This is a genomic window from Actinomycetospora cinnamomea (assembly GCF_003096675.1).
Lineage (GTDB): Bacteria > Actinomycetota > Actinomycetes > Mycobacteriales > Pseudonocardiaceae > Actinomycetospora > Actinomycetospora cinnamomea.
The window spans coordinates 26,011-52,261 of the sequence record NZ_QEKW01000012.1 but is presented as its reverse complement, the minus strand read 5'-3'; the positions used below and the strand labels follow the sequence as shown (position 1 = coordinate 52,261).

At 73.4% G+C, this 26,251-nt stretch carries 22 protein-coding genes; 11 read left to right on the top strand and 11 right to left on the bottom strand.

Annotated features, from left to right (window positions below):
• Positions 1 to 197 precede the first annotated feature (197 nt).
• The 6 genes from C8D89_RS20065 to C8D89_RS20035 form a co-directional block, all read right to left on the bottom strand.
• Entirely contained in the window at positions 198 to 1,379 is a 1,182-nt protein-coding gene (locus C8D89_RS20065) for a hypothetical protein (protein ID WP_133251985.1), read from the bottom strand.
• Positions 1,376 to 2,179, bottom strand: coding sequence for a cytochrome bc1 complex diheme cytochrome c subunit (gene qcrC / locus C8D89_RS20060; RefSeq protein WP_116709899.1), 804 nt, complete (start codon positions 2,177 to 2,179; stop codon positions 1,376 to 1,378). Before qcrC ends, C8D89_RS20065 begins: the two co-directional genes overlap by 4 nt.
• Complete coding sequence (gene nrfD / locus C8D89_RS20055; protein ID WP_116709898.1) at positions 2,176 to 3,237, bottom strand: NrfD/PsrC family molybdoenzyme membrane anchor subunit; 1,062 nt, start codon at positions 3,235 to 3,237, stop codon at positions 2,176 to 2,178. The genes qcrC and nrfD overlap by 4 nt, the downstream gene beginning before the upstream one ends.
• Complete coding sequence (locus tag C8D89_RS20050; RefSeq protein WP_116709897.1) at positions 3,234 to 4,217, bottom strand: 4Fe-4S dicluster domain-containing protein; 984 nt, start codon at positions 4,215 to 4,217, stop codon at positions 3,234 to 3,236. Before C8D89_RS20050 ends, nrfD begins: the two co-directional genes overlap by 4 nt.
• Complete coding sequence (gene fdh, locus C8D89_RS20045) at positions 4,214 to 7,498, bottom strand: formate dehydrogenase (protein WP_243418260.1); 3,285 nt, start codon at positions 7,496 to 7,498, stop codon at positions 4,214 to 4,216. The genes C8D89_RS20050 and fdh overlap by 4 nt, the downstream gene beginning before the upstream one ends.
• A gap of 148 nt (positions 7,499 to 7,646) precedes the next feature.
• Positions 7,647 to 7,925, bottom strand: a complete 279-nt coding sequence (locus tag C8D89_RS20035; protein WP_116709895.1) for a hypothetical protein — start codon at positions 7,923 to 7,925, stop codon at positions 7,647 to 7,649.
• A 140-nt stretch (positions 7,926 to 8,065) separates the two neighbouring features.
• Here C8D89_RS20035 and C8D89_RS20030 point away from each other — a divergent pair, with 140 nt between their 5' ends.
• From C8D89_RS20030 to qcrA, 6 genes are read left to right on the top strand one after another with little or no spacing between them, the layout of a single operon-like run.
• The gene (locus C8D89_RS20030) at positions 8,066 to 8,719 is read left to right on the top strand and encodes a cytochrome c oxidase subunit II (RefSeq protein ID WP_116709894.1); all 654 of its coding nucleotides are present in this window, start codon (positions 8,066 to 8,068) and stop codon (positions 8,717 to 8,719) included.
• Positions 8,716 to 10,428 (top strand): cytochrome c oxidase subunit I, encoded by a 1,713-nt coding sequence (locus C8D89_RS20025; RefSeq protein WP_116709893.1) that lies wholly within the window; start codon positions 8,716 to 8,718, stop codon positions 10,426 to 10,428. The genes C8D89_RS20030 and C8D89_RS20025 overlap by 4 nt, the downstream gene beginning before the upstream one ends.
• A gap of 7 nt (positions 10,429 to 10,435) precedes the next feature.
• The gene (locus C8D89_RS20020) at positions 10,436 to 10,948 is read left to right on the top strand and encodes a hypothetical protein (RefSeq protein WP_116709892.1); all 513 of its coding nucleotides are present in this window, start codon (positions 10,436 to 10,438) and stop codon (positions 10,946 to 10,948) included.
• Positions 10,945 to 11,463, top strand: a complete 519-nt coding sequence (locus tag C8D89_RS29860; RefSeq protein WP_243418259.1) for a hypothetical protein — start codon at positions 10,945 to 10,947, stop codon at positions 11,461 to 11,463. The genes C8D89_RS20020 and C8D89_RS29860 overlap by 4 nt, the downstream gene beginning before the upstream one ends.
• Positions 11,460 to 12,971 carry a cytochrome bc1 complex cytochrome b subunit gene (gene qcrB, locus C8D89_RS20010; protein WP_116709891.1) on the top strand — a complete coding sequence of 504 codons (1,512 nt, stop codon included), beginning with the start codon at positions 11,460 to 11,462 and terminating at the stop codon, positions 12,969 to 12,971. The genes C8D89_RS29860 and qcrB overlap by 4 nt, the downstream gene beginning before the upstream one ends.
• A complete protein-coding gene (qcrA, locus tag C8D89_RS20005) occupies positions 12,968 to 14,083 on the top strand; it encodes a cytochrome bc1 complex Rieske iron-sulfur subunit (RefSeq protein WP_243418258.1) in 1,116 nt (371 codons plus the stop codon). Before qcrB ends, qcrA begins: the two co-directional genes overlap by 4 nt.
• A 21-nt stretch (positions 14,084 to 14,104) precedes the next feature.
• On the opposite strand, the gene C8D89_RS20000 is transcribed toward qcrA, so the two are convergent.
• From C8D89_RS20000 to C8D89_RS19990, 3 genes are all read right to left on the bottom strand, one after another.
• On the bottom strand, positions 14,105 to 14,764 hold the full coding sequence (locus tag C8D89_RS20000) for a hypothetical protein (protein ID WP_116709890.1): 660 nt from the start codon (positions 14,762 to 14,764) through the stop codon (positions 14,105 to 14,107).
• Positions 14,765 to 14,829: 65 nt separating this feature from the next.
• Positions 14,830 to 15,960: an AI-2E family transporter gene (locus C8D89_RS19995; RefSeq protein ID WP_165825823.1), complete on the bottom strand. Its 1,131-nt coding sequence runs from the start codon at positions 15,958 to 15,960 to the stop codon at positions 14,830 to 14,832.
• The gene (locus C8D89_RS19990) at positions 15,957 to 17,219 is read right to left on the bottom strand and encodes an MFS transporter (RefSeq protein WP_116709888.1); all 1,263 of its coding nucleotides are present in this window, start codon (positions 17,217 to 17,219) and stop codon (positions 15,957 to 15,959) included. The genes C8D89_RS19995 and C8D89_RS19990 overlap by 4 nt, the downstream gene beginning before the upstream one ends.
• 248 nt (positions 17,220 to 17,467) lie before the next feature.
• Here C8D89_RS19990 and C8D89_RS29420 point away from each other — a divergent pair, with 248 nt between their 5' ends.
• Positions 17,468 to 17,947, top strand: coding sequence for a universal stress protein (locus C8D89_RS29420; RefSeq protein WP_165825822.1), 480 nt, complete (start codon positions 17,468 to 17,470; stop codon positions 17,945 to 17,947).
• Between the two features lie 526 nt (positions 17,948 to 18,473).
• Complete coding sequence (locus C8D89_RS30435; RefSeq protein ID WP_341477330.1) at positions 18,474 to 18,680, top strand: winged helix-turn-helix domain-containing protein; 207 nt, start codon at positions 18,474 to 18,476, stop codon at positions 18,678 to 18,680.
• Here C8D89_RS30435 and C8D89_RS29415 read toward each other — a convergent pair whose 3' ends face one another.
• Positions 18,681 to 18,851: a hypothetical protein gene (locus C8D89_RS29415; protein WP_165825821.1), complete on the bottom strand. Its 171-nt coding sequence runs from the start codon at positions 18,849 to 18,851 to the stop codon at positions 18,681 to 18,683.
• A 119-nt stretch (positions 18,852 to 18,970) separates the two neighbouring features.
• Positions 18,971 to 20,761, bottom strand: coding sequence for a BCCT family transporter (locus tag C8D89_RS19975; protein WP_207787331.1), 1,791 nt, complete (start codon positions 20,759 to 20,761; stop codon positions 18,971 to 18,973).
• A gap of 432 nt (positions 20,762 to 21,193) precedes the next feature.
• Between C8D89_RS19975 and glxA the strand changes: the two genes are divergently transcribed.
• The 3 genes from glxA (at position 21,194) to C8D89_RS19960 (ending at position 26,235) form a co-directional block, all read left to right on the top strand.
• Positions 21,194 to 23,152 (top strand): radical copper oxidase GlxA, encoded by a 1,959-nt coding sequence (glxA, locus tag C8D89_RS19970; RefSeq protein ID WP_243418257.1) that lies wholly within the window; start codon positions 21,194 to 21,196, stop codon positions 23,150 to 23,152.
• 122 nt (positions 23,153 to 23,274) lie between these two features.
• Complete coding sequence (locus C8D89_RS19965; protein WP_116709885.1) at positions 23,275 to 23,481, top strand: hypothetical protein; 207 nt, start codon at positions 23,275 to 23,277, stop codon at positions 23,479 to 23,481.
• Positions 23,482 to 23,550: 69 nt separating this feature from the next.
• Positions 23,551 to 26,235: a winged helix-turn-helix domain-containing protein gene (locus tag C8D89_RS19960; RefSeq protein ID WP_116709884.1), complete on the top strand. Its 2,685-nt coding sequence runs from the start codon at positions 23,551 to 23,553 to the stop codon at positions 26,233 to 26,235.
• The last annotated feature ends 16 nt before the right edge of the window (positions 26,236 to 26,251 follow it).

Here is a 26,251-nt window from a genome sequence, read left to right as displayed (position 1 = left end):
CCGTGACGACGGATCTGCCTCCGCGCAACCGGACCACGACCGTCCAACGCGATCCTCGCGGCCGGCCGGAACGGCAGGTTCCGTGGCTTCGCACGCTGAGGAGCGCTGCCGCAGCGCCTCCATCGACGCCGGCGGCGGTCGCTGGTGTCCGCATCGCCGGCGACCTGCGTGCCGTGAAGACGCCACGATCGACTGGATCAACCCTGCGCGTCACGGGCCAGCCGCTGATGCTCGCGCTGGCGGTAGCCGTAGGCGGCGTTGCGCACGTCCTGCTCGCGCTGCAGCCCGACGCCGAGGGCGCCGGCCAGCGTCGCCGCGACCGTGGCGAGGGTCGCGATCGCGAACCAGTCGGTGACGATCGGCGGCCGCTCCAACGTCGCCGACAGCGCCTCGGGGGTGATCAGGAGCAGCACGGCGCCCAGGTCGACCAGGAACGTCGCCGTCGCGAGGGCGACGACACCCTGGCCGACGGTGGCCAGGGTGGCGAGGTTGTAGAGCCTCCGCAGCTCCCGGTCGGGCTGATCGTGGCGGCCCTCCCACAGCCCGTGGCGTACCACGATCCACGCGACGAGCAGCACCATCCCCGCGAGGACCGCCGGCCCGAGGCGCACCAGACCGGCACTGGTGGCGATCCGCCACGTCGAGGAGTTGAAGATCATGAAGGCGCTGGCCGCGGTGGTCGCGGCGAACGCCGTCGCCATCCCGACGAGGAGCTGTCCGGGGTGGTTGGCGCGGAGCATGCCGGCGAGAAGGCGCATGCGCCCGCGCCACCCGGGCACGGTCAGGCGCTGCTCGACGTCACGGCTCGGCGCGTCCGTGGGCTGCACCGGGGCGGAGAGCATCGATGCCGCCCGCCGGACGCGCCGGAGCCCCGAGTCCGGGTCGCCCTGGGCGTGGGCCGCTGTGCCGGTGAGCCGGGCGACGAGGCGGACCATGACCGCGGTGACCCGCCGGTGCAGCGCGATCCCCCCGAGCGCCGGCAGGGACAGGGCGGCCACCCCCAGATCGGTGTCGACGTCGGCCACGACCGTGCTGCCCGCGGTACGTACCGGCAGGTCGGTGAGGTAGACGACCCAGTCCCACTCCTCCGCGCGACGACGGCGGTCGGCCGCGTCGAACACGTCGGGCAGGTCGCCGAGCTGCTCGGCCAGCGCGTTGACCCGCACCTGGACGTCCCAGTCCACCGAGGGCTCGAGCTCCGCGAGTTGCTGCCCGAGCCTGCGGGCCAGCCGTCCGTCGCCGGCGAGGGAGCGCGCGAGCTCGGCCGGACGGTCGGGGTCGGCGAGGACCCCGACGACACGGCGCCGGCCCTGCTCCTGCTCCGCATCCGGCGACGGGCTCGCGGTGTGCCCGTCCGCCCCCACCTCAGGTCGGGTCACCGGCGGGAGCCGACCCAGAGCGTGAAGCCCACCAGCGCGGCCATCCCGACCGCGAAGGCGACGAAGCCCTCGGACACCGGGCCGAAGCCGCCGAGCCGCTGTCCTCCGGGGCTGTTCTCGCCGACACCGCGGACCGCGAGGACGTAGGCGATGATGTCGCGCTTCTCCCCGGCGGTGAGCATGGTGTCGGCGAACACCGGCATCGCGCCGGGACCGCTCTGCATGGCGGTGTAGACCTGCTCCGGGCTCGCGTTGTCCAGGGGCGGGGCGAACTTCCCCTGCGAGAGCGCTCCGCCACGACCGGTGAAGTTGTGGCACTGCGCGCAGTTGAGCCGGAAGAGGTGGCCCCCTCGGGACGCATCCTCGCCCACGAGCGCGGCGCCGCGCTCCTCCGGGGGCACCGGACCGCCGCCGTGGACCTGCACGTAGGCCATGAGCGCGTCGATCTGCTGCGGTGTGAACCGCGGGGCCTTGCGTTGGGCCTGGCCGTCCTGCTGGGCCAGGGGCATCCGCCCGGTGGAGAGCTGGAAGAACGCGGCGGACGCGCCCGCGCCGACGATGCTGGGAGCGCGACCCGGGATGCCACGCAGGTCGGCACCGTGGCAGGTGATGCAGGAACCCTCGTAGAGCTGCTCACCCTCACGGACGAGGGCCGGGTCCTGGGCGCGCGCCACCGGTTCGGGCATGACCCACGCGTAGGCCCCACCCATCAGGACGAGCATCACCGCCAGGGTGAGCGCCGTCCGGAACCGGCGGCGCGCCCGGCCGCGTCCCGGGCGCACTCCCTCGTCCGGGGTCATCCGCCGGCCCCCTCGGCGCCGCTCCCGTCGCCGCGCTCGACCCGGCGCTCGGTCAGGCGCCGGCGCTGCGGCTCCACGGTGTAGCGGGGGTCCGCGGCCGACGCCTTGCCGGCGAGGAAGATCCCGAAACGGGTCAGCGCCGACGACACCATCAGCGCCGCGCCGCACGCCACGGCGGCCGCGCGGCCCCGTCCCCCCGGAACACGGTCGACGACCTGCGCCGCGAGCGCCGACACGGTGGTGCCGATCTCCCCGGCACGGACCAGCGCGCCGGAGCGGCCGTGCTCGTAGGGCTCGGCCACCATCCCCAGCCGGCGCTGCATCAACCGCCCCGCGCCGACCTCGAGGACGGCGCCGACCAGAGCGGTCCGGCGCGCGGGCCCGGCCTCGTAGGGCGGGGCCGCGATCATGCCGAGACCGGCCGCCGCGGTCGCACCCGAGCCGACGAACAGGTACGGCATCTCGCGGTACCCGTCGTGCCAGGCGGGGACGGCGGTGTCGCTGATGAGGACGGCGGTGTACGAGGCCACGGCCGGGCCGAGGGCGGCGGCGGCGAGGGTGGCGGCCCGCCGGGTCCGCGGCAGGACACCGGCGATGTCCGCCGCCGCGGCGACGCCGGCCACGGGTCCGTACACCGTGAGCAGCCAGGAACCGACGTTCATCGGCGAGGACGGTTTGGCCACCCGCAGCATGTGCAGGAACCGCTCGGGGCGCCCGAGATCGTGGATCAGCGCGACCAGCGAGAGCCCGACGGCGCCGAGTGCGCTCGCCCGCGTGGCCCGTGCGAGCACCGGCCGGTCGGTCAGCTCCGCGCCGGCGGCGAGGACGGACGACGCGCCGGCGAGCCCGCCGAGGTAGAGGTAGCCGCCGATGTCGGTCGTCTCCCACGTCACCTGGTTGAGCACCGGGAGCCCGTAGTACGAGCTGCCCGCCCCGGCCTCGACGCGCGGCTGCTCCCCCCGCCGGCGTCCGCGCCGCCCGGTGGCCACCCCGGTCGTGGCCTCGCGTTCGGGGTGCGCGCCCCGCAGACCGTCGCGGGTGACGTCCGACGTGCTCATCGGCGCGACCTCCGTCCCGATCCACCGGCGAACGTGACCGCGATCCCGGCGAGCACGGTGACGGCGGCGGTCGCCGCGTGGCGCCACATCGACGCCAGGTCCCGGGTCGTGTCGACCGGGTCGGGCGGCAGCCCGTAGACCTCGGGCTCGTCGAGCAGCAGGAAGAACGCGCCGTCGCCGCCCACCCCGTCGTCGGGGTCGCGGCCGTAGAGCCGCGCGTCGGTGACCCCGTTCTCGTGCATCGACGCCAGGCGGGCGTCGGCGCGGGCCCGCAGCTCGTCGAGCGGGCCGAACTGGATGGAGTCGGTGGGGCACGCCTTCGCGCACGCCGGCTCGGCGCCGACCGAGATCCGGTCGTAGCACAGCGTGCACTTCCAGGCCCGGCCGTCCTCGGGGCGCTGGTCGATGACGCCGTAGGGGCAGGCGGGCACGCAGTAGCCGCACCCGTTGCAGATGTCCTCCTGCACCACGACGGTGCCGAACTCGGTCCGGAACAGCGATCCCGTCGGGCAGACGTCCAGGCAGGCGGCGTGGGTGCAGTGCTTGCAGACGTCGGAGGCCATGAGCCACCGGAACTCCCCGGCCGGCCCGGGCGTCGTCGGCGTCATCCCGGCCTCGGAGGGTGGGGTGCCCGAGCCCTGCGCGGCGAGGGCGAGCACGTCGCTCCCGGAGGGGTCGTCACCGTGGAACTGTCCCGGCTCCTGGATCCCGAGGGGCTTGCGCTGCTCGATGAACGCGACGTGCCGCCACGTGTCGGCGCCGAGGCCCATGCTGTTGTCCATCGACATCGCCGTGAAGTCCTGGGCGAGATCCGAGGAGCCCTCCGTGCCGCGGGCGGGGATGGCGTTCCACTCCTTGCACGCCACCTCGCAGGCCTTGCACCCGATGCAGACGCTCGTGTCGGTGAAGAACCCCATCCGCGGGGGCGCATCGGTCCAGCCGCTCGCGACCACGGGATCGGGAAGGGGGTGGATCGTCATCCGGAGACCTCCGTCCCGGTCTCGGCGGTGATGCCCGCGCGGCGCTGGTAGTCGCGCAGGAGGTCGAGCCGGGCCGCCCCGCGAGGGCGGCGGCCGGGCCGGATGTCGCAGGTCAGGGCCTTGGTCTCCATGATGTGGGAGTTCGGGTCGAGCGCCATGTGGGTCAGCTCGTTGACCGCGTCGCCGGGCGCCGGCCCGCCGTGGCCCCAGTGGTAGGGCAGACCCACCTGGTACGTGGTGCGTCCGGCCATCCGGAACGGGGCCATCCGCTCGGTCACCAGCACGCGGGTCTCGATGACGCCGCGCGCGGTCGCGATCGTCGCCCAGCCGCCGTGCTCGAGGCCGCGGAGCCGGGCGAGCTCGGGGGACACCTCGCAGAACAGCTCCGGGGCCAGCTCGGCGAGGTACGGCGACCAGCGGCTCATGCCGCCGGCGGTGTGGTGCTCGGCGATCCGGTACGTCCCGAGCGCGAACGGGAAGACGTCGGCCCCCGGCTCGTGCCCGCTGGGCGCGAAGCGGTCGGCGGGGTGGACGAACGCGCTGATCTGGCGCACCGGGTTGCGCTGCTGGGAGTACAGCGCGTTGGTCACCGGCGATTCCTGGGGCTCGTAGTGCGTCGGCAGCGGCCCGTCGAGCAGCCCGGTCGGGACGTAGAGCCAGCCCTTGCCGTCGGCCTGCATGATGAACGGGTCGTCGCCGGCGAGGGCGTCCTTGCCGCGGGCGCCCTCCGGTGCGGTGTAGCCCGGGGCCTTGGTCGGCGGGAAGTCGGGGATGTCGTGCCCCGTCCACTTCTCCTGCTCGGCGTCCCACCACAGGTAGGCCTTGCGCTCGCTCCAGGGCTTGCCGTCCGGGTCGGCCGACGCGCGGTTGTAGAGGATGCGCCGGTTCGCCGGCCAGGCCCAGCCCCATTCCGGCGCGACCCAGCTCTGCTCGGCCTGCGGGCGACGCCGCGCCGCCTGGTTCACGCCGTCCGCGTAGACCCCGCAGTAGATCCAGCACCCGCAGGCGGTGGAGCCGTCGGGTTGGAGCTGCTCGTAGCTCGACAGCGGGTTCCCGTCCGCGTCCCACCCGTTGATCTCGGCGAGCACGGCCTCGGCCTCGGGCTCGTCCAGCGGGCCCTTGGTGGGGTAGTCCCACGTCAGGTCGAGCAGGGGCCGATCCCGGTCCCGGTCCTCGGGAGTGGCCGTCTCCTGCGCGGCCGCGAGCTTCTGCCGGATGCGGCGCCCGAGGTGGTAGGTGAACCACAGGTCGCTGCGGGCGTCCCCGTCGGGCTCGACGGCCTGGTGGTGCCACTGCAGCATGCGCTGGGTGTTGGTGAAGCTGCCGTCCTTCTCGGTGTGCGCCGCGGCGGGCAGGAAGAAGACCTCGGTGCCGATGTCCTCGGTGCGCATCTCCCCGGTCTCGATCTCGGGCCCGTCCGACCACCAGGTGGCGCTCTCGATGAGCTGGAAGTCCCGCACGACGAGCCAGTCGAGGTTGGCCATGCCGAGGCGCTGCATCTTGGCGTTGGAGGTGCCGACCGCCGGGTTCTGGCCGAGCACGAAGTAGCCCGTGCAGGTGCCCTCGAGCTGGGCCATCACCGTCTCGAAGGTGCTGTGGCTGCCGGTCAGCCGGGGCAGGTAGTCGTAGCACCAGTCGTTGTCGGCCTTCGCCGCCCCGCCCCACCAGGCCTTGAGCAGGCTGATCAGGTAGGCGTCGGCGTAGGCCCAGTACCCCTTCTGGGTCGACTCGGTGTCGAGGTACTCCCGCAGCCCCTCGTTGCTCGCAGCGTGCGGCATGGGGATGTAGCCGGGCAGGAGGTTGAACAGCGTGGGGATGTCGGTCGAGCCCTGGATCGAGGCGTGGCCGCGCAGGGCGAGGATGCCGCCGCCGGGCCGGCCGATGTTGCCGAGCAGGAGCTGGAGGATCGCCGCCGCCCGGATGTACTGGACCCCGACGGTGTGCTGGGTCCAGCCCACCGAGTAGACCCACGAGGTGGTCCGCTCCCGGCCCGAGTTGGCCACCAGGAGGTCGCAGACCTGGGCGAAGACGTCCGGCGGGACCCCGCAGACCTCCTCGACCATCTCGGGGGTGTAGCGGGCGTAGTGGCGCTTGAGCACCTGGAAGACGCACCGCGGGTGGGTCAGGGTCTCGTCCCGCGGGGCGTCGGACGGCACGCGCGCCCCGCCCGAGCCGTGGGCCTCGCCCCGCCCGGAGGCGGCCACCCCCGCGGGCGCCGACCGGTCGGGGCGCATCTTCTCGCGCTGGCCGGCCGCGGCCTGCACCTCGGTGCCCTCGTAGCTCCAGGTGTGGAAGTCGTAGGTGCGCTCGTCCGCGTCGAGCCCCGAGAACACCCCGGCGAGGTCCTCGGTGTCGGCGAACTCCTCGGTGAGGATGGTCGCGGCGTTGGTGTAGGAGAGGACGTAGTCGCGGAACTCGTGCCCGTTCGCCAGCACGTGGTTGATCAGGCCGCCGAGGAAGGCGATGTCGGTGCCGGCGCGCAGGGGGACGTGGATGTCGGCCAGTGCGCTGGTCCGCGTGAACCGGGGGTCGACGTGGATCACCTTCGCCCCGCGCGCCTTGGCCTCCATGACCCACTGGAAGCCGACCGGGTGGCACTCGGCCATGTTCGAGCCCTGCTCGAAGATCAGGTCGGAGTTCTGCAGGTCCTGCTGGAAGGTGGTGGCGCCGCCGCGGCCGAGGCTGGTCCCCAGACTGGGGACGGTGGCGGAGTGTCAAATGCGGGCCTGGTTCTCGACCTGGACCGCGCCCATGGCCGTGAACAGCTTCTTGATGAGGTAGTTCTCCTCGTTGTCCAGCGTCGCCCCGCCCAGCGACGCGACCCCGAGCGTGCGGCGGACGTGGTAGCCGCCGGACTCCCACTCCCAGCCCTGGCGGCGGGAGGCGATCACCCGGTCCGCGATCATGTCCATCGCGGTGTCGAGGTCGAGGTCCTCCCACTCGGTGCCGTGGGGGCGCCGGTAGCGCACGCGGTGCTCGCGCTGCGGGTTGGTCACCAGCTGCAGGCTCGACGACCCGCGGGCGCACAACCGTCCCCGGCTCACCGGGGAGTCCGGGTCACCCTCGATCTGGGTGACGCGGTCGTCCTTCACCGAGATGTTCTGCCCGCAGCCCACGGCGCAGAAGGGACAGATCGACTTCACCACCCGGTCCGCGTCCGCGGTGCGCGGCGCGAGGTGGGCGCTCTCGGGGCTCTTCACCGCCGCCCCGTGGGCGCCGGGGTCGCCCTGGGTGACCTGCCGGACCACCGGCCACGACGCCAACCACTGCCCGACCCCCATCGACCCCACCCCGTCCCGTGATGTGTCCCGGTCTGGTGACGGCTGAGGGGGTCAACCGGCTCCGCCGGGGACCGTAGACCCGGGCTCGGAGCTGCCGCCACCGACGGACCGCTGCCCGGCGTGCCGCACGGCGATCGTCAGCCGACCGTCAGGAGCTCCCGGCCTCCAGCTCGGCGGCGCGCCGCGCGACCCACCGGTGCACGGCCGGCTTCGTCGTCGGGTTCTGGGCCGGCGGGTGGACGAGCTGCTGCGCGGTCTTCAGGACCCCCTCGGGCGCCTCCCCCGCCCGCGTCGTCCCGCTGCCGTCGGCGGGGACGCCGGTCATGATCATGTAGACCTGCCCGGCCGGGATGCCGAGTGCTCGGCCCGCCGCCGCGTAGTCCGTCCCTCCGGCCAGCGCCCGGCTGACCTGTCCCCTCGTGGGCATGACCGTCCTCCTCGTCGACGGGGTGTCCGACTTGCTCTTCTCCCGCGGTGCGCGCGATGCTCGGCGCCCCGACGGAGGTTGACCACCGCAGCCCCTTCCTCAACCGGCCACGTCCCGGACGCCGGAAAGCGAGGAGGCGCGTGTCCTTCCTGCCGATCTTCCGCGACATCTTCCTGCTCGAGATCGTCATCGCGAGCGTGGTCTTCGCGGTCATCGCCGTGCTGCTCGCCGTGTCGCTGTGGCGCCGGCGGGCCGGTGCCGGACGTCCGCCCTCGTCCCGGGCGGACAACATGCCGCTGGAGATCGGCTACGCGGTCGCCCTCCTCGGCATCGCGATCTTCCTGGTGGTCGTGACGGCGAACGCGAACGGACGTCAGGCGCAGCGCCAGGAGGCCGTGCTGGCCGCGGCCGACGTCGTGACCGTCGACGTCACGGGCTTCCAGTGGTGCTGGGAGTTCGCCCACCGGGACGGCCCGGTGACCGTGACCGGCGCCTGCGCGGAGGACCCCGCCACCCGGCCGACCCTGGTCGTGCCCGTCGGGAGGCCCGTGGAGCTGCGCCTGACCTCCCGCGACGTCGTGCATGCGATGTGGATCCCCGACCTCGCCCTCAAGAGCGACGTCTATCCCGACCACACGAACGTCCTGGCCACCACGTTCGACCACGCGGGCACGTGGCTGGGCAAGTGCTCCGAGTTCTGCGGCACGCACCACCCGACGATGGAGTTCTTCATCCGGGCGGTGTCGGAGCAGGAGTACCAGCAGTACCTCGCCTCCGGGGGAGCGTCGGTGTGACGGCGGAGACCGAGTCCGCGCAGCAGCCCGAGCACCGGCAGGAGGACGTCCCGCCCCGGAGCCGGCGCGGGACCGCGGCCGCGTGGCTCACGACCACCGACCACAAGCGCATCGCCCTGCTGACGCTGGGCACCGCACTGGTGCTGTTCATCGTGGTCGGCGTCCTCGCCCTGGTCGTGCGGGCGCAGCTGACGCTGCCCGACCAGCACCTGGTCAGCAACGACTTCTACAACGGCCTGTTCACGATCCACGGCTCCGGGATGATCTACCTGGTCGTGACGCCGGTGGCGATCGCCCTGGGCCTCTACCTGGTCCCGCTGCAGGTGGGCGCGCCCGCCGTGGCGGCTCCACGCCTGGCGATGACCGGATTCTGGCTCTACCTCGCCGGCACCGTCCTGATCTTCGCGGGGTTCGCCACGGCCCTGGGCCCGGCCGCGGGCGGCTGGTACGCCTATCCCCCGCTGAACAGCTCCCGCTACCTCCCCGGCACGGGGCAGAGCCTCTGGATCGCCGGGGTCTTCATCGCGGTCCTGGGCATGATCTTCCAGGCCGGCACCGTGCTGTGGACCGCGCTGCTCAAGCGCGCCAAGCCGGTGACGCTGATGCGGATGCCGGTGTTCACCTGGTCGTCGATCGCGACGAACCTCATGGTGATCGGGGCGTTCCCGTCCCTGCTGGCGGCCATGGGCCTGCTGGCGTGGGGCCGCGTGTTCCCGAACATCTTCACCGAGAACCTCTGGAACATCGCCTACCAGCACCTGTTCTGGTTCTTCGCCCACCCCGTCGTCTACGTCATGTTCTTCCCGTTCGTCGGGGTGGTCGCCGAGGTGCTCTCGACCTTCTCCGGACGGCGGTTCTTCGGCTACCGCGCCACGGTGGTCTCCCTGCTGACCTTCGCGGCCTTCTCGATGAGCGTGTGGGGCCACCACATGTTCTCGACCGGGCAGGCCAGCAACGACTACTACTCGCTGACCTCCATCCTGCTGCTCGTCCCGGCCGGGGTGGAGTACTTCGGCTTCCTCGCCACCGTCATCGGCGGGCAGCTGCGCTTCACCGTCCCCATGCTCTTCGCGATCGCGTTCGTCCCGCAGTTCCTCATCGGGGGGCTCACCGGGATCATGGTCGCGACCCCGGTGATCGACTACCAGGTGACCGACAGCTACTTCATCGTGGCCCACTGGCACTACACGTTGGCGGCCGGCTCGCTGTTCGGGATGTTCGCCGCGTTCCACTTCTGGTTCCCGAAGGCGACGGGGCTGCTGCTCGACGAGCGCCTCGGTCGATGGCAGTTCTGGCTGCTGACGATCGGCACCAACGTGACGTTCCTGCCGATGTTCTGGCTCGGTCTCGAGGGCATGCCGCGGCGCATCGCGACCTACCTGCCCCAGGACGGATTCACCACCGCCAACGTCATCGCGAGCGCCGGTGCCGTCCTCATCGCGCTGAGCGTCATCGTCACGATCGCCAACGTCGTCACCTCCGTGCGCGACCGTCGCCGGCCGGCCGGCGACGATCCCTGGCAGGGGTTCACGCTGGAGTGGGCGACGTCCTCGCCGCCCCCGCCGACCAACTTCGACCGGGAGCACCCGCTGCCGCGGGTGCCGAGCTTCGCGCCGCTGCTCGACGAGCGGGCGCGCGAGGAGGGCGAGGAGCGCACCGGGGACGACCCGACCGAGCACGGCGGGCTGCGCTCGGGCGGCGGGCGGTGAGCGCCGGATGAGCCCGGCGGCCGGGCTGAAGGGCGCGGCGCCGGCCCACGTCGTGGGCCTGTGGGCGACGCTGAACGGCGCCCTCGCCCTGGCGATCCTCTTCTACGACCCGGGGCCCCTGCCCGTGGTCCTCCACCTCCTCGGGACCACGCTGGTCGCGATCTACGGTGTCGCGGTCCTCGTGACCCTGCGCCGCCGCGGCACCGGACCCCAGCTCCGGCTGCCCTACCGCAGCGTGGCCGCGGGGGCCACGGGCGTGGCCGTCCTCGTCCTCTGCCTGGCGTGGGTCTACGGGGTGTGGGTCCTCGCGCTGCTGCCCTACCCCCTGGTCGTCGCCGTGATCATGGCCGTCCGCGGCGAGCGGCTGTCGGCGGCGGCCGCCGACGCCTCGGGCGCCCCCGCGCTGCGGGCCCCACGGTCGGTGCCGGTCGACCGGGCGCCCACGAGCGACGAGGTCCGCGACCGGGCGCTGGAGATCCACCACGCGCAGCAGCGACGTCGACGGGGGGAGGCGACGTGACCGGGCACGCGATGCACACGGGGATCGTCGGCCCGGCGCTCATGGGCCTGATCACCTCGGTCCTCGCACCGCTGCTCGTCCTCGCCGGGCACCGGCTCCGGCCGGCGGCCCGCGAGCCGTGGTCCCGGCCGCACCCGTGGCGTGCCGCGGGGATCCTGGTGGTGTTCGCCGTGGTCCACGCGGTCACCGTGCTGGGCGTGGGTCCGGGGACCGACCCCGGCCTCGGCCTGGCCCTCCACGCCGCCGTGCTCGCCGGCGCCGTCGTCTTCTGGCTGCCGGTGCTCGGCCGCGGCACCACGCGCCTGCCCGAGGCGGGCCGGTCGATCTACCTGTTCCTGGCCTGCCCCGTCCTCGACACCGCGGCGCTCGCGCTCGTCGTGCGAGGCGACGAGCCCGCCGGTATCGCGATGATCGTCGGGATGCTGCCGATCGGACTCGTGGCCATCGTGCTCACCCTGCGCTGGGTCGCGGCGGAGGAGCGGGTGGCGGCTGCACCGATGGAGAGGACGCGATGACCAGCCGCGGCTACCGCCCCCGCCGCTACAGCCTCACCGCGGGCGCCGCCCGGGGTGCCGAGCGGCGTTTCCAGCTCGCCGGCCTGGCCCGCCACCAGATCAACAAGGTCTTCCCGTGGCACTTCTCGTTCCTGTGGGGCGAGCTCGCGCTCTACTCGTTCGTCGTACTCCTCGGCTCGGGGATCCTCCTCACCCTCTTCTACGTGCCCTCGATGGACGAGGTGATCTACCAGGGTTCGTACGCCCCGACCTACGGCCTCGAGGCGAGCCGCGCGTGGGTCTCGGTCATGCAGATCTCGGTGGACGTGCACGGGGGGCTCTTCCTGCGCCAGCTCCACCACTGGGCGGCGCTGATCTTCCTCGCCGCGATCATGCTGCACATGGCCCGGATCTTCTTCACCGGCGCCTACCGGGCGCCCCGGGAGATCAACTGGTTCATCGGCGTCGCCATGCTCGTCGTCGCGATCTTCGAGGGCTACCTCGGCTACTCGATGCTCGACGACCTGCTCTCGGGCACCGGCGTCCGGATCTTCTCGGGGATCCTGCTGTCGATCCCGGTGATCGGGACCTGGCTGCACTGGATGGTCTTCGAGAGCGCGTACCCGGGCGAGATCTACATCGAGCGGTTCTTCATCGCGCACGTGCTCCTGCTGCCCGGGATCCTCCTCGCGCTGATCGCCGTGCACCTCGCCGTGGTCTGGTACCAGAAGCACACCCACTTCAAGGGGCCTCGGGCCCGCGAGTCGAACGTGGTCGGCAACCGGACGCTGCCGGTGTTCGCCATGCACAGCATCACCATGCTGCTCATCACCACGGGCGTCCTCGGGCTCCTCGCCGGTGTCGCGCAGATCAACCCCATCTTCCACTGGGGTCCCTACAACCCGACGCAGGTGAGCAACGGGTCCCAGCCCGACTGGTACGCGCTGTGGCTGATCGGGTCGCTCAAGCTGTTCCCGCCGACCGACATCTCGGTCGGCGGGGAGTACACGATCCCCGGGGGCTTCTTCAGCGGGGTCATGATCCCCCTGGTGCTGATCCTGCTGCTCTTCGCGTGGCCGCTGATCGACCGCCTCCGCGACCCCGACCGGGAACTGCACAACGTGCTCGACCGTCCCCGCGACGCCCCGCAGCGCACCGCGATCGGGGCGATGGCCCTCGCCCTGTTCGGCGTGCTCACCCTCGCCGGCACCGACGACGTCTCCGCCACGGTGCTGTCGATCCCCCTGGAGCCCCTGCGCTGGGTCGAGCGGGGGGCGGTGTTCGTGCTGCCGCCGCTGGTCTACCTCGTGACCAGGCGCCTGTGCGAGCGCCTGCAGCGCTCGGACCGCGAGGCGCTCTCCGGCGGGATCGCCACCGGCATCCTCGAGCGGCCGGTCGACGGGGCCTACCGCTCGGTGCAGCAGCCGTTCGTCGGGGTCGACGCCGACGGCGGGGAGCACGACCCGGAGTACGACGGCGCCCGCGTGCCCAAGACACCGACGCCGCAACGGCTGCGAGGTGAGTCGTGAGCGAGGACGGATCGACCCCCTCCGAGCGTGACCTCGACCGGATGGACGTCCGGGAGCTCGGGCGGCTCGGCGCGCACCTCGACGACGTCGAGGTGGTCGACGACAGCCCGCGGCACGAGCCGGGCGGCCCCGGCGAGCGGCGGGCCATCCGGCGCGTGGCGGCATGGTTCGTGCTCAGCGTGCTGGGCGCGATCGGCTTCGTCGTCGTCTACGTGCTCTGGCCCTGGCAGTACACGAGCACCGGTCCGCAGGAGACGCTGCGCTCGTGGTTCACCCCGATGCTCGGGATCACCTTCGCGATCTCCGTGCTCGCGCTGGCGATGGGGCTGCTGGAGTGGTCGAAGACGGTCGCTCCCCCGGACGTCGCGATCCAGCAGCGTCACGACGGCCCGTCGCCGCCGGTCGCCCAGCGCACGTTCGCCGCCCGGACCGTCGAGATCCTCGAGCAGACCGGGCTGCGACGCAGCAAGCTCCTGCGCCGGACCGTGCTCGCGGCCGGCACGGCCTTCGCCGGCATCCTCGCCGTCACCGCGCTCGGCTCGCTCATCCGCAACCCGTGGCGGTCGGAGGGACCGGCGCCCCTGGTCACCACCGAGTGGCACTCCCCCGACGGCGAGCGCACCTACCTGCGCATGGACACCGGCGACCCGCACAGCGTGACCCTCGTGCGCCCCGAGGACATGGTCCCGGGCGGCCTGCTGACCGTCTTCCCGTTCCGGGAGTCCATGCGCGGGGACCCGGAGAAGCTCTCGAAGATCCTGCGCAGCGCGGACAGCTCGGTGATCCTGCTGCGCTTCGCCCCCGGCACGCCGGTGGTCGAGCAGATCGGCCAGGAGGACTTCAACCTCGGCGGCCTCTACGCGTACTCGAAGATCTGCACGCACATGGGGTGCCCCGTCTCGCTCTTCGAGCAGACCACCCTGCGGATCCTGTGCCCGTGCCACCAGACCGAGTTCCAGGCCAACGAGTACGCCCGCGCCGTCTTCGGGCCCGGTGCCCGCCCCCTGCCCCAGCTGCCGCTCGCGGTGGACGAGCGGGGCTACCTCTACGCCCCCCACGACTTCATCGAGCCCGTCGGCCCAGGGTTCTGGTCGCGCGAGCCCCGCGGGTGAGCAGCCAGGCCTAGGAGTGGGCTAGGAGCCGACCGGCCGGAGGCGGAGCACGATGCCCACACGGGTGTCCTCCGGCGTGAGCCCGGCGCCGAGCTTCTCCTGCAGCTCGCGCAGCGCCTCCTCGCTCATGCGCCCGTCGACGTCGACCACCATGGGAGGCAGCGACGGCAGGTCCTCGACGCGGGCCCTCGAGACGTCGAGGTCGAAGACCGTGATCGGTCGACCCTCGACCGTCCCGGTCACGCGGGCAGCGTCGAGGTCGATCTCGAGGTCCTCGAACTGCACGTTCGAGCCCTGTCGGCTCAGCATGAACATCCCCTCGGTGCGCACGTGTCCCCGCGGCGGCGTCGCCGCGAGCAGGAGCTCACCCTCGGTGATCGGCAGGTGCGCGGTGTCGCTGCCGTCCTTCCAGCCGGGGAGCTGGCCGAGCGTCGGCTCCTCGGTCTTCAGCTCGATCAGGTCGTCGTCGAGGGCGCGCTCGGAGGCCGGCACGAACTCGATGGAGGCGTGCACGCCGTCCACGCGGACCGCGGCGGGCGGGACGACCTGCGCGATCGGCGGCGGCCCCGGGTCGATCGCGGGGACGACCGTCGGCACCGTGGTGGAGGGTCCGGGCCCGTTGGCACACGCTCCCAGCCCGGCCAGCAGCACGGCGACGACGGCGATGCGGCGAACGGCCACGGGTCCTCCTCCAGCACGGTGCGACCGGCTGGGGACGTCAACCAGGACGGTGCCAGGAGACCGGATCACGGTGGATCGCGCAACGCCGCGGACGCCTCGGCGCGGTCCGGCTCCACCTCGGGCGCCGGTGTCTCCTGCGGAGCAGCACCATGGCTGTGCAGGGCCTCGGTGACGCTGCGCGCGACGGCGACGAGCGGGACCGCGATGACCGCACCCGCCACACCGAAGAGCAGGTAGCCGGCGGTGACCGACAGCAGGATGACGACGGGGTGCAGCTTGACCGCCCGGCTCTGGACGAACGGTTGGAGGAGGTTGCCCTCGACGTTCTGCACCACGAGCACGATCCCGAGCACGAGGAGGGCGATCACGGGCCCGCGCGTCACCAGCGCCACCAGGACCGCGGCCGCACCGCTGACCGTGGCGCCGATCAGGGGCACGAAGGCCCCGAGGAACACGAGCAGGCTCAGCGTGAGCGCGAGCGGCACGCCGAGCACGAAGAGGCCGATCCCGATCAGCACGGCGTCGGCCACGGCGATGACGACCACGCCGCGGACGTACCTGCTCAGCGTCTCCCAGCCACGCCGCCCCGCCTCCTCGAGACGCTCCCGGTGCCGCGCCGGCCCGACGGCGACCACCGAGCGCCACATACCCGCCCCGTCCTTGAGGAAGAAGAACAGGACGAACAGCGCGATGAGGAGCCCGGAGAGCACCGAGATCACCGTGTTCGCCGCGGCGACGCCGCTGGGTGCCGCGGCGCGGACGGCGTCGACGATCTGGCTGCGCACCTGGTCCACCTGCTCGGGTCGCAGCGACAGCGGCCCCGTCACCAGCCAGTCACGGATGCCGTTGATGCTCGCGGTCAGCGACGACGCGAGGTTCTCGAGCTGCCCGCGGATCCGCTGCTCGAGGAGGTAGCCGGTGCCCCCGACGACGGCGACGAGGAACACCACACTGAGGCCGGCCGCGAGCCAGGCCGGCAACGCGCGGTGGAGCAGCCGGGCGAGCGGGGAGAGCAGCGCGGCCAGGAGCAGCGCCGTCGCCACCGACAGCGTGACCAGGGCCAGCTTCAGGGCGATCCACCCGAGCACCCACACCACGGCACCGATGACCAGCAGCCCGCCGCAGAGGACGACGGCGCGACGAAACCAGCGCGGAACGAGTTCCCGTCCCACGCCCTCGGTGCCGCCCCCGGTCACGACCGGCTCCCGCGCGTCCACAGGAGCAGCGGGACGGCGGCCAGCACGGCCGGTCCGATGACGAACCACATCGCGTTGTAGCCCTCGGTGGCGGGGAACAGCGGCGCGGCCACGGACACGGCGGCGCCGACGGCCAGCGGCCCGATCAGGCAACCCGCCCCGCGGCTGAGGAGGAAGAGCCCGGCGGCGCCGCCGTGGTGCTCGGCGGGCAGCACCTGCATGAGCGCGGAGTAGTTGAGGGTCATCACCACGCCCGCGCCCGCCGCGGGCAGCGGGACCAGCGCGATCATCCACGCGCTGTGGGACAGCCCGGCGCCGATGAGTCCGGCTCCGTAGACCACCGACGCGACGGCGAGGACGCGCCGGTGCCCGACGGTGTCGGCGATCCGTCCGGCCAGGGGCACGGCGAGGACGAGACCGAGGGCCACGAGGGGGAACACCACCCCGGACACGAAGCTCGCGCTGCGTCCGAGCCCGACCGTGAAGAACAGGACGACGAACGCCTTGAGGCCCTGGAGAGCGACGTTCCAGAGCAGGGTGGCGCCGAGGACGACGGCGACGTCCCGGTCACGTACCAGCTGGAGGACCGCCCGCAGCCCGCCCGGTGAGGTCGGGCCGGCCCCGACGAGCGGTTCCCCGCGTGACGACCAGAGGCCGGCGAGGAGGGCGACCGTGCCGATCGCGACGGCTCCCGCCGCGACGAGGAACACCGCCGGCGCCCACAGGTCGAGCAGGAAGCCGCCGCCGACCAGGGCCGCGCCCAGCCCGGCGAACCGCCAGGAGGACGCGGCGGTCCGGGAACGGCCGCTGACCTCCTTCGGGACGAGGTCGGGGTAGAGCGCCTCGTACGGCGTCAGGTAGATGAAGTGCCCGATGAAGTACGCGGCGGCCCCGACGATGAGCACGGTGCGGCTGAGGTCGGTCGCCACCAGCAGCAGCCCGGTCAGGCACAGCGGGGCCGCGACGAGGACGAACCAGAGCCGGTGCGCCACCGACCGCGCGGTGCGGTCGTTCGCCAGACCCACCAGCAGCGGCAGGACCAGGCCCGCCGCCCCCTCCCCGCCGATCACCAGGCCCGTCACGAGCGGGCCCGACTCCCGGCCCAGCAGCGTCGGCAGGTAGGTGGTCAGGGCGGTGATGGCGAACGTGGTGCCGAACGCCGGTGCCCCGAGCACGACGAGGAACGGCCACCGGGCGCGCCGGTCGGCCTCGCCCTCGGCCGGCTGATCGGGCGCCGTGCCGTCGATCGGCGTCGTCACCAGCACCTCGCTCGACCCGATGTCCGCCAGGCCCTGCGCCCGTCGGTGACCTCCCTGCTCCGAGGCGCGGGGTTGCCGACCATCCGGCGTCCGCAACCTTGCGCGGACCTGACGATCGGGACCCGGTCCCGGCCGTCGCCCGGCGGGGTTACCGGGACGCGCCCATCGGCAAGCCGACGGGTGCGGGTCACCCAGCACCCGGCCGTGGTCGACCGACACCCACCCGGAGGACGGCCCGAGGAGGACTCGTGACCGACACCGCGCACCACACCGACGTCGTCGTCGCCGGGATCGACGGATCCCTGGCCTCACGGCTCGCCCTCGCCTGGGCCGCCGACGAGGCGGACCAGCGGGGGTGGCACCTTCACGTCCTCACCGCGTGGCAGAGCCCGCCACCGTCCACAGACCCGTCCACCGAGGGCGAGGACGCCCCGCCGTCGACGCTCTCCGAGCCCGACGATGCCGCCCGGGAGGCCACGGAGATGGTCGACCGCGAGGTGCAGGCGGTCCTCGGTGAGGAGGCCACCGTCGCGCGCCGGGCCGAGCCCGGCCGCCCCGCCGAGGTCCTGATCGAGGCGACGCGGCACGCCCGGTTGCTCGTGATCGCCGCGCCGGGGCACGGCGTCCACGATCGGTGGTACGGGGTCGCCGAGCAGGTCGCCCGCAACGCCCGGTGCGCGGTGCTGATGGTGCCGGGGCCCGACGCGCCCCGGGCCGGCGCACGATGAACGATGCCCGGTCGACCGGGGACGGCGGGCGCGCGGCGCGGACCGGGTCGACGACGGCGTACCCCGCGCCGCGACGACGGGTCCACGTGCGGGCGGTGATGGGCTCCGACGGGCGAGCCGGGAGCCGCGAGCCGCTGCGCCTCGCCGTCCAGGTGCCCGCGACCGTCGAGCCCGAGGATCTCGAGCACCTGGACGCCCTGCTGGCCAACCCCGACCGCGTCACCTCGCCGACGGTCGTCGACGTCACCGGCGTCGACCCCGGGTCCGGCGATCTCGTGGCGCTCCTACGGCGCTTCTGGTCCGCGCAGCGCGACGCCGGCAACGACTGCCAGTTGCTCTGCGGCCGCGTCCCCGCCCCCGACGGGACCACCGGCACCGATCCCTCGCCGGCGCGGGGCATGCCGACCGGCAGCCGGTCCCGGTACCGGCAGGCCCTCCCGCTCCTGCACCTGGGTGACCTCTCCGTCGACCCCGGGCGCGAGATCGTGCGGCGCCGTGGCCGCACGGTGCCCCTGACCCGCAGTTCCTGCTCCTGCTCGAGCTCGCCGCGGCCCGGGGCCGGGTCGTCACCCGCGAGGAACTCCTCCGACGGGTGTGGGAGCACCGGCACGTGGACGACACGCGGATGCTCGACGTCCACGTCCGACGGCTCCGGCGGAAGATCGAGGACGACCCGAGCCACCCCGGGCTCGTCCTCACCGTCCGCGGCTCGGGCTACCGCACGGGACAATAGCTACGTGCGGTCGTCCTCGTCCGAGAACGTCGTCGAGTCCGGTCCTTCCTCCGACGCGTCGTGGTTGCGGGCGCGGGAGGCGGCGGGCCGCCCCTCGTCGTCGTAGTCCTCGGGCAAACGGCGCACGTTCTCCTGCGCGTGCTGCGCGGCGCGCTTGTTCTCGTCGTTCATCGCTCCTCCTCGAGCGACGGGGGGTCGTGGGGTCGGGACCTGGTCGCCCCGACCCCACGTCCAGGCTGCCCGGTGCAGCCGTCGTCGTCACACGGTGGGCGTCACCGTGGGGTCGGCCATCACCGCGTCGTCACTCCCGTGGTCGACGAACGGCTCGAGGCCGAATCGTGGGCCTGGGAGAACTCGGCGACGGTGGTCTCCCCGAGGGACGGGTCGACGGCCTCCTCCTCGTGCAGGCCGGAGCCCTCGGCGGGCTCGTTGTGGTCCGAGGTGTCGGCGCCGGTGTGCTCACGGTCCCCGTTGCCCGCGGTGGTGAACACCGCCCCGGCCGGGCGGGCCGCCGCCCGCAGGCCCGGCATCGGGGAGGCCTGGGAGGGCATGCGGACCACGAAGCGCTCCGTCGACATCGCCTTGGTGAGCCCGACACACATCGCGATCAGCACGAGGCAGAAGGGCAGCCCGGCGAGGATCGACGCGGTCTGCAACGCGCTGAGGGCATCGGCGCCGCTCGCGGCCCCGGCTCCGAGCAGGACCGCGGCGATCACCCCCTCCATCACCGCCCAGAACAGCCGCTGCTGCCACCGGGGGTTCGGGTCGCCGCCGTTGGTGAGGATGTCGACGACCAGGGAGCCCGAGTCGGACGACGTCGCGAAGAAGAGGACCACGACGATGATCGCGACGGCCGACGCGATGAGCGAGACGATCCCGGCGACCGGGAGCTGCTGGAGCAGCACGAACATGCCCGTGTCGGTGGTCGCCTCGGCCAGGGGGTTGGTGGGGTTCTGCAGCAGCAGTGCCAGCGCGGTGTCACCGAAGACCGTCAGCCACACCATCGAGGCGCCGACGGGCGCGAACAGCGCCCCGGCGATGAACGAGCGGATCGTGCGCCCGTAGGAGATGCGGGCCAGGAACATACCGACGAACGGCGACCAGGAGATCCACCAGCCCCAGTAGAAGAGCGTCCAGCTGGCCTGCCACTCCTGGGCCGCCGGGTTGCCCGGGTAGGTCTGGAAGCTCTGCGCGGGCAGGTTCTGCAGGTAGTAGCCGACGTTGGTGACCGTGGTGTTGAGCAGGTCGCGCGTCGGGCCGAACGCGAACACGAACACCATCAGCGCGAACGCGAGCCACAGGTTGATCAGCGACAGGTTCCGGATGCCCTTGTCGATCCCCAGCATGACCGAGACCACCGCGATCGCGGTGATGCCGAGGATCAGGAAGACCTGCAGCGTCGTGGTGTTGGTGAGGCCGAACAGCGCCTCGAGGCCGGCCCCCACCTGCTGGGCGCCCAGGCCCAGGGAGGTGGCCAGGCCGAACAGGGTGCCGAACACCGCGAGGACGTCGACCAGGAAGCCCGGCCACTGGTTGATCCGCTCGCCGAGCAGGGGGTAGAGCGCCGAGGCCGGGCGCAGCGGCAGGCCCTTGCGGAACGCGAAGTAGCCGAGCGCCAGCCCGAGCACGATGTAGATGGCCCATGGGTGCAGGCCCCAGTGGAAGAACGTCAGGAACATCGCGTTCTGGGCGGCCTGGGGCGTGCCGCCCGGACCCACCGGGGGTTCCTGGAGGTAGGTCACCGGCTCGCTGACCGCGTAGTACACCAGCCCGATGCCCATGCCCGCGGTGAACAGCATGGCGAACCACGACATCGTGCCGTACTCGGGCTTCGAGTCGGCCGGTCCGAGCCGGATGCGCCCGTAGCGCGACGCCATGAGCACGATGACGAAGATCAGGAAGACGCTGGCACTGAAGATGTAGAGCCAGCCGAAGTACGTGACGATGAACGAGTTGGCCGCACTCCCCGCCGCGGACACCGACGACGGCGAGATCACGCCCCAGAGGACGAGCGCGAGCGCGATCGTCGCGGAGGAGATGAACACGGGCGGGCTGGTGTGCTCGCGTAGGTAGCGGATCATGGAGCGGGCTCCTCCTGCATCAGGGCGCGGACGGAAACGGTACGTCGTTGCGGGCCGCGGACGGTACCGGCGCGTGCAGGACGAGGGATCATGCCCCGGTCCACGAGGATCGGCACGCGGACAGGGCGCACGTCAGCCCGCGCCGAGCCGGCCCTGCGCTCCGCACTCCTCCGTCCCCTCTCCTCGCCGTCGTCGTGCAGTGGACCGCTCAGGCGCCTCGCCCGCCACTCCGGCGAGCCGTCGTCAGGCGATCGCAAGGCGCGGACCCTCACCCGCCGCGGGCGGCGATCGTTCTCCTCCGTGGGCGGTGCGCGGCCGTCGAGGGGGCGGCCGCGCTCCGCCTCGTCGCACCGCACCCGTCAGGAGGAGCCCGACGATGGACGACCGCCGCACGACCGACCGCCCGGGCGAGGTCGTGAGGAGGTCCTAGGCGTGCCGCGCACTCCGCGTCGCCGGGCCCTGTCGGCGCTGTGGGGCGTGCTGGTCGTGGCCGTGCTCCTGGGCGTGAACCTGCCGCCCGCGCTCGGCTACGTCGCCCGCTGGCGCCACGAGCGGCTGATCAACAGTCCGGCCTACATGCAGGAGCACGGCCGCTGGGACGTCGTCCAGGTGCCGCCGCAGGACCGGGTCAACGCCATCCACGCCGCGCTGCTGCCGAGCGGCAAGGTCCTGCTGATCGCGGGCTCGGGCAACAAGGAGGACCTCTTCGCCACCAAGGCGCTGAAGAGCCTGCTCTACGACCCCCGCGACGGTTCGACGCGGATGATCCCCGTGCCGGACGACATGTTCTGCGGCGGGCAGACGCTGCTCCCCGACGGCCGCCTGCTCGTGGCGGGCGGAACCGCCCGCTACGAGAAGCTCGACGGGGCCGTCACCCACGCCGCCGGGGCGATGCGGGTGAAGAACGAGAACCCCGACGTCGCCCGTCCCGTGCCGGCCGGCACCGAGTTCGTCTCCCCCGCCGGTCAGCGCTACCGCAGCGTCCGCGACGCCCTCGTGCCGCCGGCGGCGAAGACGGCCACCAGCACCGGCGCCGTCGTGACCGCGAGCGAGGTCACCGTGTTCGTCGAGGCCGTCACGCCCGGCCCGGGGGCGGTGAACCCGGTCCGGGAGCAGTACGCCATCGCGGGGCTGCCCCCGGAGCAGAGCCGGAACCTCTACGGCCTCGGCGCGCCCATGACCCTGGACAAGCAGGACTACCAGGGCACGGACAAGGCGTTCACCTTCGACCCGGTGGCCGAGACCTGGACCCGGGTCGGCGACATGGAGTTCGCCCGCTGGTACCCGACCCTGACCCCGATGGTCGACGGGCGCGTGATGGCCACGGCCGGCCTCGACGGCGTCGGCGAGGTGCTCAACGGCCAGACCGAGATCTTCGACCCGGTCACGAACACCTGGACCGAGCGCAAGGACCTCACCCAGTACTTCCCGACCTACCCGGGCATCTTCACCACCGCCCGGCCGGACGAGATGTTCTACGCCGGCACGACCGCGGGCTACGGGCCCGCCGACCGGGGACGCGTGCCCGGCCTGTGGGACCTCAACGACAACACCCTGACCCCGGTGCCGGGGCTGCGCGATCCCGACCTGCTCGAGACCTCCGGCGCCGCCTGGGTCGGGCCCGTGCAGGACCAGCGCATGGCCGTGGTCGGGGGCGGCGGGATCGGGGAGAGCCCGCGGTCCACCGCCCGCATCGACGTCGTCGACCTCGACGAGCCCGCCCCGCACTTCGTCCCGGGACCGGACCTGCCGGCACCGACCCGCTACCCGAACCTCGTCACGCTGCCCGACGACACCATGCTCATCAGCAACGGGTCGCGGGACTACCGCGGCAAGGGCGCCTCGGACCACCTGCTCGCGCGGCTCTATCACCCGGGTCCCGACGGCGGCACGCTGACGGAGGCGGCCGCCCCGGAGGTCGGCCGGAACTACCACACCGAGGGCCTCCTGCTCCCCGACGGACGTGTGCTCACCGCCGGCTCGGATCCGCTCTTCGACGACGAGCACAACACGGTGCCGGGCACCTTCGAGCAGCGCCTCGAGATCTACTCGCCGCCGTACCTCTTCCGCGGGCCGCGGCCCGAGATCACGGAGGCGCCCGAGACGGTCGAACGCGGTGACACCGCGCTCGTCGCCACACCCGAGCCGGCCCGCGTGCAGCGCGCCCGCCTGCTGCGCCTCGCGAGCTCGACCCACGTCACCAGCGTCGACCAGCGTGCGGTGGCCCTCGATCTGCAGCGCACCGCCCGCGGCGTCCAGGTCGACGTGCCCGCGTCCGTCCGGACCGTCCCGAGCGGCTTCTACATGCTCTTCCTCGTCGACGACCGCGGCGTGCCCTCCACCGGGCACGTCCTCCACGTCGGCGGGGACGGCGGGAGCCGCCGGGAGTGACGACGAGGGTTGATCGTCAGCTCACCGCAAGCCCACGGGGAGAGCGCTCGTGGTCACCTGGAGGAGCAGGGGGCGGACCCCTCCCCCTCGACGACCCCGGCACCCCGAGCGAGAGGTGCGGCATGAGCCTGCTGGGCAACCTGCGCGACCTGATCGGCGACCTCCCGGAGGACGGCCGGCCCTGCCCACCTCCCGAGCCGACGCCGGTGGGCGCCGTGCCGGCGCCCCCGGGCCGGGGCACCGGGTTCGGGGGCGCTCCGGGATGGCCGATGCGGTGGGCGACGCGGGTGTCGACGCGGTGCCCGACGACGGTCCGGTCGGTCGCGTAGCCGCACGCGCCCTGTGCGGCGCGGCGCGCAGGGTGTAGACCGGCTCCCGGGCAACCTGGGAGGACCGGCGTGGTGGGGCCGCTGCTGGAGAGCAAGTACCGCGTCCCTCGCCCTCGGCCCGGGACGGTGGCCCGCCCGCGCCTGGTCCGCGCGCTCGGCGGCGCGGTCCGGACGGCCTTGACGGTGGTCTCGGCGCCGGCTGGGTTCGGCAAGTCCACGCTGCTGGCCGAGTGGCTCGCCGAGGTCCCCGCGAGCACCGCCGCGGTCGCGTGCCTCGCGCTGGACGAGCGGGACGACGACCCCACGGTCTTCTGGACCTACGCCCTCACGGCGATGCGGGCCGCCGCGGGCGTCGGCGACGACGCGCTGCGGCTGATGGGATCGACGCCGGCATCGATCGACGCCGCGCTCGTGGCGGTGCTGAACGACCTCGGCGGGATGTCGCAGGACCTGGTGCTCGTCCTGGACGACCTCCACCTCGTGACCTCGCCGGCGGTGCACGACGGGATCGCGTTCCTCCTCGAGCACCGCCCGCCGCGGCTGCACCTGGTGCTCGCCACCCGGGTCGATCCCCCGCTGCCCTTGGCACGGTGTCGCGCGCGTGGCGAGCTGCTCGAGGCGCGGGCCGCCGATCTCCGCTTCACCCCGCAGGAGTCCGCGGCCTACCTCTACGGACCGATGGGGCTGTCGCTGTCCGAGCACGACGTCGCCACCCTCGACGGGCGGGCCGAGGGCTGGATCGCCGCGCTGCAGCTGGCGGCGCTGTCGATGCGAGGCCGCGACGACGTCGGCGCGTTCATCGCCGGGTTCGCCGGCGACGACCGCTACGTCGTCGACTACCTGGTCGAGGAGGTCCTGGCCCGCCAGCCGGAGGACGTCCGGGCCTTCCTGCTCGAGACGTCGCTCCTGGAGCGGCTCACCGGCCCGCTGTGCGACGCCGTCACCGGTCGCGGCGGGAGCCGGACCACGCTCGTGGCCCTGGAGCGCGCCAACCTGTTCCTGGTGCCGCTCGACGACCGGCGGCAGTGGTACCGCTACCACCATCTGTTCGCCGACGTCCTGCGCGCGCACCTGGTCGACGAGCGTCCGGGGACGGTGCCGGAGCTCCACCGCCGAGCGGGCCTCTGGTTCGCCGAGAACGGCGACACCCCGGCCGCCGTCGACCACGCCCTCGCCGGCGGCCACGTCGACCGGGCCGCGGACCTCATGGAACGGGCGATGCCGGCAATGCGACGCGAGCGACGGGAGACCGAGCTCCGGCGATGGGTGCGGTCGCTGCCGGACGAGGTCGTGCGGGTGCGCCCGGTGCTCGGGATGGCCTTCGTCGGTGTCCTCGCCCAGGCCTCCGCGTTCGACACCGTCGAGCAGCGCCTGGCCGACGTCGAGCGCTCGGTGCGACCGGGCGGCGGTGCCTGGCCGTCGCAGGCCCCGCCCGGCCTGGTCGTCCTCGACGAGGAGGGGTACCGCTCGGTGCCCGCCGGGCTCGAGGTCTACCGGGCGGCGCTCGCGTTGCGGTCGGCGGACCTCGACGCCGCGGCCGCGCACGCGCGACGGGCCCTCGCGCTGACCCCGGAGTCCGACGACCTCACCCGGGCCGCCGCCGGCGCCCTGGGCGGGCTCGCCTCGTGGACACGCGGCGACCTGGTCGCGGCGGAGGCCGCCTACGTGGAGGCGATCGCCGGGCTGCACCGGGCCGGCTCCCTCGCCGACGTGCTGGGCTGCGCCGTCGCCCTCGGGGACATCCGCCGAACACTCGGGCGGCCGGGCGCCGCGGAGCGACTCCACCGGTGGGCCCTCGACCTGGCCGACCCGGCGGCGCCGGTCCGCGGTGCGGCCGACATGCACGTCGCCCTGGCCGGCGCCCTGATCGAGCGGGACGACCTCACCACGGCCGCCGTGCACCTGGAGGCGAGCCGGCGGCTGGGCGAGCACCGCGGCCTGCCGCAGAACCCGTACCGCTCCCGGGTCGTCGAGGCGCGCCTCCTCGAGGCGCGCGGGGATCCCGACGCCGCGCTCGCGCTGCTCGACGAGGCCGAGCACCTCTACGAGGGCGACTACTCGCCCGAGGTGGCACCCGTGCCCGCGGTCCGCGCCCGTCTGCGCCTCCGGCGGGGCGAGCTGCGCCACGCCGAGGCCTGGGCCCGGCAGCGGCAGCTCTCCCCCGACGACGATCCGAGCTATCTGCGCGAGTACGAGCACCTCACCCTGGCCCGGCTGCTCCTCGCCCGCCGGGACGACGCCGCGGCCGGCTTGCTCGCGCGGCTGCGCGCGGCCGCCGAGGACGGTGGGCGGGCGGGCAGCGTGCTCGAGATCCTCGTGCTGCAGGCGCTCGTCGCGCAGACCCGGGGCGACGTCCCCTCCGCGCTCGACGCCCTGCGCCGCGCCGTCGCGCTCGCGGAACCCGAGGGCGTCGTCCGTGTCGTCGCCGACGAGGGGCCGCCGGTCGCGGCGCTGCTGCGGGCGCTGCCGAAGCACGACCCCGCGTACGCCTTCGGTCGCCGGCTCCTCGCCGCGTGCGCCGGAAGCACGTCAGCGGCGTCGACGCTGGTCGATCCCCTGAGCGCCCGCGAGCTCGACGTCCTGCGCCTGCTCGGCTCGGACCTCGACGGGCCGGACATCGCCCGCGAGCTGTCGGTCTCGCTGAACACCGTGCGGACCCACACCAAGAGCATCTACGCGAAGCTCGGTGTCGGCAGCCGCCGCGCCGCCGTCCGCCGGGCCCACGACCTCGGCGTGCTCCCGCGCCGTCGCTGACCGTCACTCACCACAC